Below are 13,683 nucleotides of genomic sequence, written 5' to 3'. Positions count from 1 at the left end.
GGGTAAAGAGGGTCATTTCCGTGGTCACTTGTCATGATTAATAAATCATCTTCTTTAAGGACGTTGATTAATTTTCCTAATTTAACGTCTAAGTCAGCAATGTTTTGTGCGTATCCACGAACATTTCTTCTGTGTCCAAAGTGTGAGTCGAATTGAACTAAGTTTGTGAAGATAAATTGATTTTCTCCATCTTGCATAGCTAATTCAATTGTAGCATCCATTCCTTTTTCATCTGAACCAGATGGAATGTGTCTTGAGATACCTTGTCCAACGAAAATGTCGTTAATTTTACCGATAGAAATTACTTCAACGCCTGCTTTTTGTAATTCATTTAAAATCATTTCACGTGGTTGGTTTGCGTAGTCATGTCTGTTGAATGTTCTTGTGTAGTTACCCTCTTCTCCAATGTATGGACGAGCAATAATTCTACCTACGTTTCATTCTGGACGTGATGAACAAATTTCACGTGCAGCTTTTGCGTATTTGTATAAGTTATCTAAACCTGTTCATTCTTCATGAGCACAAATTTGAAGAACTGAGTCATTTGATGTATAAACAATGATTGCTCCACGTTCTTTTTCTTCATGTGCTAATTCATTAATAATATCTGTTCCTGATGCAGCTTTGTTTCCGACAATTGGACGTCCATCAAATGCTTTTGATAATTCGTCGATTAATTCTTGTGGGAATCCGTTTTCTGCAAATGTAGGAAATGGAACTAATGTTTTAATTCCCATCATTTCTCAGTGTCCTGCTAATGTATCTTTAGCATTTGAAACTTCTTGAATTTTAGCAACATAACCCATTTGGTTTTTTTGTCTGTAGTCACCGTTTAAGTCTGTAATGTTTCCAATACCTAATTTTCTTCAAGTGTCAATTTTAAATTCATCAACCATTGATGCAGATCTAATTGAGTTTGCACCATCATCTCCAAAACGTTTTTGATCTTTATCTGGTCCAATTCCTAAACCATCTGTAACAATCATAAAAACACGTTTAAATTTAGCCATATTTAATCTCCTTATATAAAAAACTGTAATAATGAAATATGCTTATATTTTATTCCTTTTTTAATTTTATTTATCTAATTTATTTTACTTAAATCATATTTTTAATATCAGCAATCAAAACTTTAATTTATTTAAATTAAATTTGAAATAATATACAATTTAAAATTATGTTAAAAAAGAGAAATAAATTATTTTTATCATTATTAGCAACTCCATTTGTTGCTTTTCCCATTGTTGCATCAGTTTCTTGTGGTTCAGTAGATGACTTTGAATATCAAGTTTCTAGATTTGATGAACTTGCAAAATATCTTGAAAATAAAGTGAATAATGAAAACCAAACTGAGTTATTCTACTTACTAAAAGCTGTGCAAAATGCAAATGATTCATATAAAGTTGTTAAAGAAAGATTAGCTAAAAAAAGAGATGAGGGTGAAACATTCGCTGCTATTGAATATGAAAAATGAACAGCTACAATTAAAGCTAAAATTAATCAAGTTAATACACAAGCAGATCTTTTTAGAAAAGAACCAACTTTAGCAAGATCTGATGAATTTCCTGTTCTAGGACTTTATTTATATATTTATGGTATAAATCCAAGAGAATGAAACTATGTTACTGAAGTTAGTGATTTAATAAATGAATATGTAAATACAAATATCCAAAGTTCAAAAGCAACAGAGTTAATCAATAACATTGCAAATAACCTTTATGTTGTTTCTAAATTTTTGAATAATCAAGAGAACATTGATGCAGTTTTCCCTAATAATCCTGAAAACAAAGCTCAATTTGATCGAATTAATGAAGAAATTAAGCAAAAGAAATATTCACACAAAATTCTTAAAGACTTACAAAAGAAAGATGAACAAGAAAAATTTAATGAATATAACAATATGTTATTAAGTCAAGCTAATTTATATTCGGCTTCATTAATTAATAATCCAAAAGAGGCTGAATATGCACCTATAATTGAAAAGATTAAATTCATTTTGAACTACAACTTAAATATGATCGCAGTTGTAAATTATTCAATTAATGATATTGTTAGAAAAATTTATTCTTCATTCTATAAGACATATGAATTCAATGAGTTGTTAGATGGTGAACATACAAATATCGTTAAGGATAACATCATCAAAAAACCTTTAGATACATATAGGGAAATGAGTGTTCAATTATCTAAAGTTTCACTTAAAGAGATTGATTTAACTCCATACTATGATGGTAGAATCGATTTTGAAACTAATGAATATGTTCATCAAATAGATAATTACTTAGATAACAAAATCAATGAATTAGTTGCAAAAAGAGAAGAAGAGGAACGTAAAAAGCAACAAGCTGCAAACTCACCTTCAAACGAAATAACTGCTCCAGCAAATTAATAATAATTCAAAGTCCTGCACAAGAAAATTGTGCAGATTTTTTATGAAAAAACATCCTTCAATTAGAAAGGATGTTTTTAATAATTTTGTCTAATTTCATTGTACAAATCATCAAACATCTTTAACGTTTCAGGATCTTCTGCAGTTTCTGATAAATATTTGTCAATTTCATCATATTTGATTGATAAAAACTCTTTGAAAAATGCCTCTCCTCTTCGTATATTAGATTTTTCAGGGACGTAAATATTGCCCTTCATTTTTTTATTTGTGAAGAAGAATAAGATTGGAACAATTTCCTCATAATCACTAATGTGAAATTCATTAACCAAATATGCATAAGTTTTTATGAATTTTCTATTTATATCTACAAATTTACCAGTATCGTGATCATCATTATATTTAATTTCAAGATAGTAAATTTTATTAGTTTCTTTATCTTTAAATAATAAATCTATATCGTGTTTTGCTGTTGAGTAGATACTCAAATTATCTTTTTTCGCACTTCAGTTAGTTAAGTTATTTTGAACTATTTTTTCAAGCAAAAGCTTAAATTCATTATTAAGATCTATTTCGTTTGATGATTGACACATTGAAATATACTCATCAATTAGTATGTCATTTTCTTTATTTATAATGAATGTATTAATTTTCTCACCACTATATCTTTTAATGATTTCATATCTTGTTTCATTTTCAACGAGATTTTTCATTAATATTTCTATGAAATTACCAAATTGAATGTTTAAACTTTGCAGTAAACCACAAAGAATTCTATATTTTCTAGGAATGAAATGGATTTTTTGGTCGTGCTTTTTGGCTAAGCTTAAAATCTTCTTAGCTGAACTTGATTTTTCAATCATTTCTCTTGTTGTTTTTTCGATTAGGTTTTTAATTTCTGTTTTATTCATTTGTTAAATACTCTTCTTCATAAATATATCTTAATTGATTAATTGGGATGAATTTATCTTTATAGTAAACATAAAAATAATCTCAACCATTATTATTCACTTTATTTAGTAACTTAGCACTCATTTTATGTATTGATAAAATTAAGTCAGCATCAATGTCTTTAACATTTCCATCCTCAAGAACAATTGATTGTGCTTCACCTTTTGGCGAATAAAGTTTTTGCCCTGGTTTAATATAGTTAGCATCAATTAATTTCTTCATAGGAACTTTCGGTGGTTTCTTCTCCAATTCCAACATTGTAATTTCGTTAATAATTGGTTCAATTTGATCGATTCTCTTTTGAGCTGCTTTAATGTATTTTTCTTCTCTTTCAATTCCGATAAAGTTTCTATTTAATCTTTTAGCAACAGCACCAGTTGTTCCTGTTCCAAAGAAAGGATCGAGAACAAGATCTCCTGGTTTTGTTGAAGCTAATATTATTTTAAATAACAATTCTTCTGGTTTTTGAGTTGAATGAATTTTTTTACCATTTTCACCTTTCAATCTTTCGCTACCTGTACACAACGAGATATCTCAAACTGATTTTTCTTGTTTATCGTTATTTAGATATTTCATTGTTTTATAGTTGAAAGTGAATTTACTATCTTTAGATTTGGATGCTCAAATCAATGTTTCGTGAGAATTACAAAATCTAGTTCCAGCAAAGTTAGGAACTGGATTTTTCTTATTTCAGATAATGTCGTTGATTATTCAAAAATCTAAATTTTGTATAAAGTAACCAAGTCTATAAATATTTTGAAATGAACCGATAACACAAATTGTTCCGTTAGGTTTCAAAATTCTTTTACATTCTTTTAATCAAGCAATAGAAAAATCATCATATTCTTTAAAATTTGAAAACTTATCTCAGTCATCTTCTACACCACTGAATTTTTCTCCACCAACTCTTAAAAGCTCACCTTCAGTTTGCATAAAATAAGGAGGATCTGCGAAAATAAAATCGATTGTATTATCAGCGATTTTTTTCATTTTTTCAACTGTATCGCCACTTATTATTGTGTTTAATATTTTCCCCATATCCTTCCTCCTATTAATTATTTAAATAATTATAAAGTTTTTATGCAAATTTTATTAAATTTGTTTGATTAATTTAATCCATTAAATAAGCAAAAAAAATAAAAAAGTGCATTTTTGCATAAAAACTATCAAAAATTCAAAAAAATCAGATTTTGAGTAAGTCTGATTTTTTTGAATTTTTCACATTTATGAAAAATCTAAAAAATTTTGCTAAAAAAATAAATATTTTTTAAATGCTTGTCTAATTTGATGTAGAATTATGGTGGATAGTGGGAGGAAGTGGTAAATATGTACGGCGAATACTCAAGAAACATAGATGATAAGAACCGTGTGGTCATTCCACCGGTCTTCAGAGATGAACTCGGTTCGAAAGTTTTTGTTACCATCGGTTTTGATGGTAATGCTGAAATTAGATCAATTGAAGAATACAAGGTTTACATCAGAATGATTGAAGAAAATAATCGTTTTGATAGAAATGCACGTATTCTTGCAAGATACATTTTAGGAAACACTTACGAAATCGACCTTGATAATCAAAACCGTATCTCATTACCAAAAATTATCATTGACAAACTATCCATCAAAAAAGAAGTTATTTTCATTGGTGTAGGTTCAATTGCTGAACTATGATCAAAAGAAAAATACGATGAATTCAACAATCAATACTCTCTTGATGATATAGCAAATATTGCTCAAACTCTTTCAGGTCATGGAACAAAGTAAATTACATTATTCAGTTCTATTAAACGAAACAGTAGATTCACTGGATATAAAACCAGATGGAATTTATGTTGATTTAACTGTAGGAATGGGTGGTCACTCATCAGAGATATTAAAAAAACTTACAACAGGTCACTTATATGCTTTTGATAAAGATTATTATGCTTTAGAACAATCAAAAGCAAGACTTGAAAAAATAAGTAATAATTTCACACTTATTAAAAGTGACTTTAAAGATTTTGTTTCAAAATTACAAGAACAAAATGTCTTTAAAGTCAATGGGATTATTGCTGACTTAGGAATTTCATCACCACAAATTGATCAAGCAGAACGTGGATTCTCATATAACAAGGATGCAAAACTTGATATGCGTATGAATCAAGCGCAAGAACTTGATGCTTATTATGTAGTTAACTACTATGATGAAGACAAATTGGCTGATATATTATGAAAATACGCTGATGTAAAACTTAATAAAAAAGTTGCGAAGGCCATTTGTAATAATCGTCCTATTAATACTACATTAGAGTTAGTTAATGTCATAAAAAGTGCATATCCAGCTGCATTACTTAGAGAAAAAAATCCAGCTAAAGCAATTTTTCAAGCAATCAGAATTGAAGTTAACAATGAACTTGATTCATTAAAACAATTACTTGAAAATGCACTTGGTATGTTAGATTCAAATGGAACTTTAAGCATTATTACATTCCATTCTATCGAAGATAAAATGGTAAAAAATGCATTTGCAGAAGTTACCAAATCTAAAATACCATCAAAAATGCCAATTCAAGAACAAAAAGAATTTATAACAAAATCAATCAAAGCTTCTAAACAAGAAATTGAAGAAAACAATAGATCAAGAAGTGCAAAACTAAGAATTATTAAAAAATTAAAATAAAGGAGTAATTATGAGCAAGTACATAGCAAACTATCATATAACAGATACAAATGCAGAATTTGTACTTGTTAAATATCAAAATGATAATTACTTCAATGTTTTAAGTCGTACTTCAGAATATAACTCATTTGACATTATAACTTTTGACGCATGATATCAGCAAGCTGCTGTAGCAACAAAAACAGTTGTAAATGATAGTGAGCTAGAGCTAAATGTAATTTTTGATGACAATTTATTTGAAAACTTATCATTTTCAAGATTTATCAATCAATTAGATAATAACAACAATCTAATTAACTCTTCAGAGGTTGAAAAATCACTTGAAAACTTAATGCAAAAACACATTAAATTCTCAAACTTAGAGAATTTCATATCTTCACCAACAATTAACTGAACAACAGTAAAAGGTGATATTAGCAAAGAATATGCAAATGTACCTACAGATAGAGAGTACACAAAAATTAGTCAAGTATTTTCATTATTTGACACAGGTTTAGATAGAACAAACTTAGAAACATTAAAAGAAATGTTCGCTAAACCTTATTTAGAAACAAACTTAAGAGTTACTTTCTATCTTAAGTCACAATTAGTTGCAAGTAAAATTACAGATACAGCTGTTCAAAGCATTGCTGTAGACTTAAACAAAAATTATTTATCACTTTTTGTAGTTAAAAATGGAAAAATTTTCAACTACAAAAAATATGACAATATTTCATTAAATTACTTAGTTAATAAATTAGCAAATCATCTTAAGGTAAATAATCAACTAGTTGCCAATATGATTGATTACCACACAAGATTAGATGAATTTTCAAATGGATTTGATGAAGATGCTGAAGTTTACAAATTTGTTGTAGCAAAATACAATGAATTTAAAAAACACTTATCAAACTTAGTTTTAGATTTTTACAATCTAAATAGAAAACATTTAAATTTACCAAACTTAAAAAGCTTAATTGTAAATTCAGAAAATGAATTTATCGCAAATGATTTAAAAGAATCATTTAGCAACAATTTCAATCAGCTACGTGTTCAAAATTTATTAGCTGACAACGTTTTTACTTTATTTACTTTAGAAAACAAATTAATTCAGCAAGCTATTTTACAAAGTAACAATATGCTTATTGAAAAAGATCAAAACAACACTATTATTAGTAGGATAGATTATTCAAGATCAAAAAGAAATATCTTTGCAAGAATCTTTACAAACCTTTTTAACCATAAATAAGGAGTTAAAAAATGGATCAATTAACCCAAAATAGTCCATATAAAAAATGAGAGAGCTTTAAAATCACCATCATTGGCGTTGGTGGTGCAGGAAATAATGCAGTAAATATGATGATTGATGAAAATTTGCCAAACATCAATTACATAGCTGCAAACACAGATTCTCAAGCATTAGAATACAGTAAATGCGAAAATAAATTAACTCTTGGAAAAAGTAACAATGGTTTTGGTGCTGGTTCAAATCCAGAACTTGGATTAGAACTTGCTAAAGAAAGTATTGAAGATATTAAAGAAAAATTAAGCGGTTCAAAAATTGTAATAGTAACTGCTGGATTTGGTGGAGGAACAGGTACTGGAGCAGCACCATTAATTGCCCAAATTGCCAAGGAGCAAGGTGCATTAGTATTAGGTATCATTTCTACACCATTCACATATGAAGGTAAAGCAAGAAATAAAATAGCTACAAATGGTATTGAAAATCTTAAACAAAATACAGATGCATATTTAGTTTTATCAAACCAAAAAATTTCGGAATTGAACCCATCAGTTCCGAGTGCAGACTTATACAGATTAGCTAACGTAAGTTTAAAAAATATTGTAGTTGCAATTAATGACATTTTAAACAAAGTAGGATTTATCAACATTGACTTTGCAGATTTTAAAAATGCATTGAGAAATTCAGGTAAATCAATCATCAACGTTACACAAGGTTCAGGAGAATCAAAAGTCTCAAAAGCACTTAACAAGCTTTTTGAACCAAACTATTATGATTATCCATTATTTGCACCTTCGAGATTATTAATTAACTTGCAATATGACCAAAATACGACATCAGCTCAAATTCAAGAAGCAATTATGGGTGTTTACAAAAAACTAAACATCGATGAAGCTAATGAATCAGAAGCTATCAAAATAGGTCAAGAAATTATCAATACACCACACAATGCAGGATTCTTCAAAATCACTGTAATTGGTTCAGGTGAAGATGAGCAAGTTGGCAAAAACATCTATGTGCAAGAAGAAAAAGTTGAAGTTATAGAACAAATCAATGAGCTAGAAGACATCAAACAAGACACAATTATTCTTGAAGATGTCCAAAGTATTATTGAACAAGAAATCAAGTTACAAACTCAAGATACAGAAATTCTTAAAGTTGAAGAAGATGCTGCAGATGCATCGAAAGAAAATCCTTCTATAGAATTATTAAACTACTTCAATATTCCAAACGAAAACGAAGTAGATGATTCAAAAACAAAGGTATGATTTAATTAAAATAATCGATGTCTTTGAAGAATATTTTAATCACAAAATTATGCTAATTTTTCACAGTTCTAAAGAACTGTTTTTTTATGCAATTTTTGCAATTGCATAATTTAAAATTAGCTAATTTAGCTGATATCAAAATCAAAAATTAATTTGTCAATTAACTAAAACCACTTTCTGCAATGCTTATTTAACTAGTTTAAAAATTTTATTTTTAAAAAAAACAATTTAAAATTATATAAATTAAAAAAGTAAATATACAAAAAGGAGTCAATATGGATAAGAAAACTAAAGAAAAAAGAAAATTCATTGACTTAGTTGAATTTAGAAAAAATGAGATAAATAACGCTCGTGTTAAAGCGCAAGCAGAAAAAGAAGCATTAGAACACAAAAAATCACAAAAAGCTCTTCCTTGATACAAAAAAGATTTAACTTTTAACATTCTTGGAATAGTTTTCACATTACTTGTAATGGTGCTAATCATCCTAATCGCATATTTTGTTAAAGGTGCATAATGAATGTTGTTGCTATCATTTCATTAGTTATAGGTTGTTTAACTTTTATAGCAATCCTAGGACTTTTGGGTTACTTCTTAAAACCAATGATTTCTACATTTGTTGGAAATAAAATCAGAAAATCAAAATATGAAAAATTAGGAAAAAGTAGTCAAATTCGTTTAATTAACCAATTAAGAGAAACAGTTGATTACTTATCAAAAAACAAAATTGGTGCTCTTATTACGATTGAAAACAATGACAACATTGATAACTTAAGAACTGATGGTGTTGTTGTTAACGCAAACATTTCAAGTAGTTTGCTTATTTCGATTTTTAATAAAACATCTCCATTGCACGATGGTGCTGTGGTTATTAGAGATAACAAAATCTACTATGCAGCTACATTTTACAAAATCACAAAAAGAAGTTTTGAAGCTAATTATGGCTCAAGACATAGAGCTGCTTTGGGAATTTCTGAACAATCAGATGCAACTACAATTGTAGTTTCAGAAGAAAATGGACAAATTAAAATCATCAAAAACGGAGCAATGATAGATACTGAATTAGATCATTTCCAAGAAGATTTAATTAAGTACTTAAGTGAGTAATATGAACTTCACAGAAGAACAAAAATTAGAGTTAATACAAAATTTAAGAACTCTCATTGCTGCTAAAAAAATTAAAGACGTTAGATTATTGCTTGAAAAATATCCTCTTGCAGACTTTGCTGAGGCACTTGGTGAGTTAACAATCAATGAGCAACTTTACATTTTAAGGGTGCTTAAAACTGAAGATGCTGCTGACGTTTTTGCTTATTTAGATGATGATACAAAAGTTAATTTAGCTCAATCATTCACTCAAGATTGGGGTATGGAAGTTTTACAAGAACTTCAAACTGACGAGTTAGCCGACGTTCTTGAAGAATTACCAGCTAACATTACAAAATACATTTTGTCTAAAACAGATGCAGAAAAAAGACAAAAATTAAATAACATTTTATCTTACGATGACGATAGCATCGGAAGTATTATGAGTGTTGATATGTCTATTCTTAAATCTGATTGAACAGTTAAAAAAGCTATTTCAAAAATCAAAAAAGATTATAGAAGCAACATTGAACTTACACACAACTTCTATGTTGTAGATGACCAAAAGAAATTACTTGGAGACATCACGCTTGAAGAATTGGTCTTTGCAGATGATGAAAAAGAAACTTTAGATGAACTTTACAACGTTGTTACAACAGTTCATCCAAATGATAAAAAAGAAAATGCAGCTAACATATTTGCTGACCACGATAGATCAACACTTCCAGTAACTACAGCTGATGGATACCTTATCGGTATGATTACAGCTGACGATGTTATTGATGTTATTCAAGATTCAGCAACAGAGGATATGTATAAGCTTGCCGGGATTAACCCTGAAGCTGCTGAAGAAAGTTATCTTAAAACAACAATTATGCAAATTGTTAAATCTCGTGTTTTATGATTAATTATCTTAATGATTTCAGCCACTTTATCTCAATTTATTATTCAAAAATTCACTGACGTTTCAGAAGGATTTGTTAACGGAATTAATGTTGCAATTTCTTCTGCTATCTTAGTTGGACTTATTCCGATTATTTCAGGAGCTGCTGGAAATGCAGGTTCTCAATCTTCGACAACAATTACTCGTGCAGCTTCTTTAGGTGAAATTGGAACTAAAGATATGTGAAAAGTAGTTGGTCGTGAAGTATCCATTGGTGCTATTATTGGTGCGATTATGTTTGTAGTCAATGTAGCCAGACTTTATATTTACTTTGCAATTCCATCATTTAGAGAAAGTGATGGTAAAACAGCAAGCTGAGGAGTTCTTTCATTTGTTATTTTAGCAAGCTCATTATCACTATTTTTTGTAGTTATCTTTGCTAAATTCTTAGGAACAATTATTCCTCTTGTAGCTATTAAATTTAAAAAAGACCCAGCTGTTATGTCTGCTCCAATTTTAGCGACATTATCAGACGCTTTATCAACATTGATTTTCTTCGGTCTTAACATTTTAGTTCTTTTCATAGCGCACAGTGCTCATTGAATTTAAGGAGAATTTATGCAACACGAAACAATTGATATTGAAAAAATCGTTTTATTAGCAGAAAACTATGTTAATGCTAAAAAAGAAGCAAATGAAAACTTAAAATTAATCAAAGAAGAACTAAAGGATGTAGACATTGAAATTTCAAGAACACTATCAACTGGTGGAAAAATTTCATACGTACTATATCAACCGGCTAATTCATTTGATTACAGAGGATATGGAAACTTCTTACATCAATCGATGTTAGAAGGAAGAACTTTTACACCTGAAGAATTAGATGATTTAATCAAAGAATACGTAGTAGCAAAAGAACCTAAATGAAAATTAAAAATAACTACAAAATAGAAAGGAGATGTTATGCTTGATAATAAATTAAATATAGCAATTTGAGTTATCCTTGGTGTTGTTTTACTTGCTTTAGCATCATACATCTTATACCAGTTCATTAAGGATAAAATTGCAAAGAAAAAACAAAGACAAGCGCACTTTGAATTTACACAAGAAGCAATCGTGTATGTTTATGAAGTTAACGTTATGGTTAACAAATTAATCAAACTTAACAAAGTAAAACACGATGAATTTGTACCATCAATTGGTGAATACACAATGTCAGAAATTAACAATAACACTAGAAATATTCTTGTTAAAGTGTTTAAATCACCTGAATTTAGAGAATTATTATTCAAAAACCCTGCTCACGAAATTTTTATTAAAAACTTAGAACAACTTAGAGATTGCAACTCAAACTTATGAACTAAAAAAATCCCTAACGTTTTAGAATACTTTAATACAAACCAAGAAAAAGCTTTTGCAGAAGTTAAAAAATACAATGAAGCTTCAATTAATCAAATTTATAAAGAAGAAGCTGAGTTACACAACAAAATGGAGGAGGTTTTTAAAAATGAGTTCAACAAAGGAAAAGAAAATTAAAAAAGTAAAAGTTGTAAAAGAAAAGAAAAAAATCAGTTTACCAAATTTACTTACATTAATTAGAATCATTTTAGTTGTTCCAATGCTTCTATTAATGTCAATTAGTATTTTATTAATTTACTTAGGAACTGACCAAGGTGGTGCATCATATTTTGCATTAGCAGCTTCACAAAATTCAGGTAGCGTTCTAGGATACAAAATTGCACTTACAATTATTAACTTATTAATCCTTGCAATTTTTATTGGAGCCATGGTCACAGACTACTTCGATGGAGCAATTGCAAGAAAACGTAATTTAGTATCTGTGTTTGGAAAAGTTTGAGATCCAATTGCAGATAAACTAATGGTTAACTTAACGCTTGTTTATTTAGCTGTAATTAATGTTTTACCTTTCTGAGCTATGGCGCTTTTCTTATTAAGAGATATTATTGTAGATGGTGTTAGAGTATTTTTAGCATCAAAAGGACACGATGTATCGGCAGGTAAATGAGGAAAAATTAAAACATTTGTTTTAGCTATTGGACTTACAATCACATTAGTTGTTATAGTTGGATTGCATTATGCAAGATTAAATGTAACATCACATCAACAAATTGTTAGATACATTTTAAACATCCCAATTTACGTAGCTTTAGTATTTGCAATTCTTTCAGGAATTTTCTATGTAAGAAAAGCATTTAAAGCTGTTAAATTAGTTACAACAACAGAAACAGTTACAACTACACAAACAAAAGTGGTCGAAGAAAAACAACCAGAACAAATTGAACAATCAAAAAAAGAAGTAAATAAACAATAATTTAATTTAAATAAACTCAAATCAAATATCAGTGAACATATTAAGGATTTACAGTGGAATTTATATTAACAAAGAAGTTTTTATGAGAACTATTTGTTGCAGAGTTTTTAGCAGTTACTTTTTTATCAACTATGTCACTGCTACTAACTTATGTAGGCAAAAAATATGCTAAATTAAAATTTATATTTCCATTTACATATGGTTTAGCTACATTTACTGCAGGATTGTTTTCATACTTTATTCTCAGAGGACTTGTTTACCAATTTGAAAATGATTTATACAATGACATTAGTAAAAACGTTCCTCCTGTTATAAACCCGGTTGTATCTCTTTTTTATGTTTTTATTTACTTATTTAACAAAAACTTAAATAATCAAACAATATTATTCCTCAACTTATTCTTGCTATTTTTAGCACACGTACTTGCTTCAATAGTTTCAGGAAACATCTGAGGCTTAATATCAAGAAAATATAAGAAACTTCAAGTTTCAAATATGAATAAGACTTCAATCAAGACTTATTCAACTTTCAAAGATGTAACACAAATCATTATATTTGCATCAGTCTTATTTACTATTCAACATACAATAACAGAAAACTTAAGCTCATATGTTATGGCTGATACAATAGCCGGATTAACAACTTATGTAGCACTTTTAGCTTACACGCTAGTGTTTAAAGAATTTTCATTCCCAACAAACATCTATGTTTGTGCTGGTTCATTCTTTGCTTCATTGCACACAAACAAAAAGATTTGGTATAAAAACTTATTGTATACAGGAATAGTCGCTTCAACATATATTCTTATTTCAATGATACTTTCAGGAATATATGCAATTGCAAAATAAAAATAGTCGCAAGACTATTTTTTTTCGATGAAAACAAGCGCCTCAATATGTGG

15 protein-coding genes are annotated in these 13,683 nt (G+C 28.5%); 12 read left to right on the top strand and 3 right to left on the bottom strand.

The features are described from left to right. Window positions 1–1,010: phosphopentomutase (locus ACNF36_RS02395; RefSeq protein WP_418303601.1), on the bottom strand; the 1,010-nt coding region annotated here is incomplete at its 3' end. Between the two features lie 167 nt (window positions 1,011–1,177). On the opposite strand from ACNF36_RS02395, the gene ACNF36_RS02390 reads away from it, so the two are divergent. After that, window positions 1,178–2,389, top strand: coding sequence for a hypothetical protein (locus ACNF36_RS02390; protein ID WP_418303600.1), 1,212 nt, complete (start codon window positions 1,178–1,180; stop codon window positions 2,387–2,389). 77 nt (window positions 2,390–2,466) lie between these two features. Here the strand turns inward: ACNF36_RS02390 and ACNF36_RS02385 are convergent, their stop codons facing one another. Then, window positions 2,467–3,297 (bottom strand): HinfI family type II restriction enzyme, encoded by an 831-nt coding sequence (locus ACNF36_RS02385; protein WP_418303599.1) that lies wholly within the window; start codon window positions 3,295–3,297, stop codon window positions 2,467–2,469. After that, window positions 3,290–4,375 carry a site-specific DNA-methyltransferase gene (locus tag ACNF36_RS02380; RefSeq protein ID WP_418303598.1) on the bottom strand — a complete coding sequence of 362 codons (1,086 nt, stop codon included), beginning with the start codon at window positions 4,373–4,375 and terminating at the stop codon, window positions 3,290–3,292. The genes ACNF36_RS02385 and ACNF36_RS02380 overlap by 8 nt, the downstream gene beginning before the upstream one ends. A gap of 288 nt (window positions 4,376–4,663) precedes the next feature. Here ACNF36_RS02380 and ACNF36_RS02375 point away from each other — a divergent pair, with 288 nt between their 5' ends. From ACNF36_RS02375 to ACNF36_RS02325, 11 genes are all read left to right on the top strand, one after another. Continuing rightward, on the top strand, window positions 4,664–5,098 hold the full coding sequence (locus tag ACNF36_RS02375) for a division/cell wall cluster transcriptional repressor MraZ (RefSeq protein ID WP_418303597.1): 435 nt from the start codon (window positions 4,664–4,666) through the stop codon (window positions 5,096–5,098). After that, window positions 5,085–5,993, top strand: coding sequence for a 16S rRNA (cytosine(1402)-N(4))-methyltransferase RsmH (gene rsmH, locus ACNF36_RS02370; RefSeq protein WP_418303596.1), 909 nt, complete (start codon window positions 5,085–5,087; stop codon window positions 5,991–5,993). The genes ACNF36_RS02375 and rsmH overlap by 14 nt, the downstream gene beginning before the upstream one ends. Before the next feature lie 10 nt (window positions 5,994–6,003). Further along, on the top strand, window positions 6,004–7,221 hold the full coding sequence (locus ACNF36_RS02365; RefSeq protein ID WP_418303595.1) for an MAG3720 family protein: 1,218 nt from the start codon (window positions 6,004–6,006) through the stop codon (window positions 7,219–7,221). Between the two features lie 11 nt (window positions 7,222–7,232). Next, a complete protein-coding gene (locus ACNF36_RS02360) occupies window positions 7,233–8,492 on the top strand; it encodes a cell division protein FtsZ (protein WP_418303594.1) in 1,260 nt (419 codons plus the stop codon). A gap of 266 nt (window positions 8,493–8,758) precedes the next feature. Beyond that, window positions 8,759–8,998: a hypothetical protein gene (locus ACNF36_RS02355; RefSeq protein ID WP_323176435.1), complete on the top strand. Its 240-nt coding sequence runs from the start codon at window positions 8,759–8,761 to the stop codon at window positions 8,996–8,998. Then, entirely contained in the window at window positions 8,998–9,588 is a 591-nt protein-coding gene (locus ACNF36_RS02350) for a diadenylate cyclase (protein WP_257089643.1), read from the top strand. The genes ACNF36_RS02355 and ACNF36_RS02350 overlap by 1 nt, the downstream gene beginning before the upstream one ends. Window position 9,589: 1 nt before the next feature. After that, window positions 9,590–11,059, top strand: coding sequence for a magnesium transporter (mgtE, locus tag ACNF36_RS02345; protein WP_418303593.1), 1,470 nt, complete (start codon window positions 9,590–9,592; stop codon window positions 11,057–11,059). Window positions 11,060–11,068: 9 nt separating this feature from the next. After that, the gene (locus ACNF36_RS02340) at window positions 11,069–11,401 is read left to right on the top strand and encodes a hypothetical protein (protein WP_323176433.1); all 333 of its coding nucleotides are present in this window, start codon (window positions 11,069–11,071) and stop codon (window positions 11,399–11,401) included. 12 nt (window positions 11,402–11,413) lie between these two features. Continuing rightward, a complete protein-coding gene (locus tag ACNF36_RS02335) occupies window positions 11,414–11,986 on the top strand; it encodes an MHJ_0274 family protein (RefSeq protein WP_418303592.1) in 573 nt (190 codons plus the stop codon). After that, on the top strand, window positions 11,958–12,782 hold the full coding sequence (pgsA, locus tag ACNF36_RS02330; RefSeq protein ID WP_418303591.1) for a CDP-diacylglycerol--glycerol-3-phosphate 3-phosphatidyltransferase: 825 nt from the start codon (window positions 11,958–11,960) through the stop codon (window positions 12,780–12,782). Before ACNF36_RS02335 ends, pgsA begins: the two co-directional genes overlap by 29 nt. A gap of 53 nt (window positions 12,783–12,835) precedes the next feature. Continuing rightward, window positions 12,836–13,630 carry a hypothetical protein gene (locus ACNF36_RS02325; protein ID WP_418303590.1) on the top strand — a complete coding sequence of 265 codons (795 nt, stop codon included), beginning with the start codon at window positions 12,836–12,838 and terminating at the stop codon, window positions 13,628–13,630. Window positions 13,631–13,683 lie beyond the last annotated feature (53 nt).

Origin of the sequence: Mycoplasma sp. 4463 (assembly GCF_048381515.1) — a bacterium.
GTDB lineage: Bacteria > Bacillota_I > Bacilli_A > Mycoplasmatales > Metamycoplasmataceae > Mycoplasmopsis.
The sequence above is the reverse complement of the archived record's forward strand: the minus strand, read 5'-3'. Positions and strand labels throughout refer to the sequence as shown.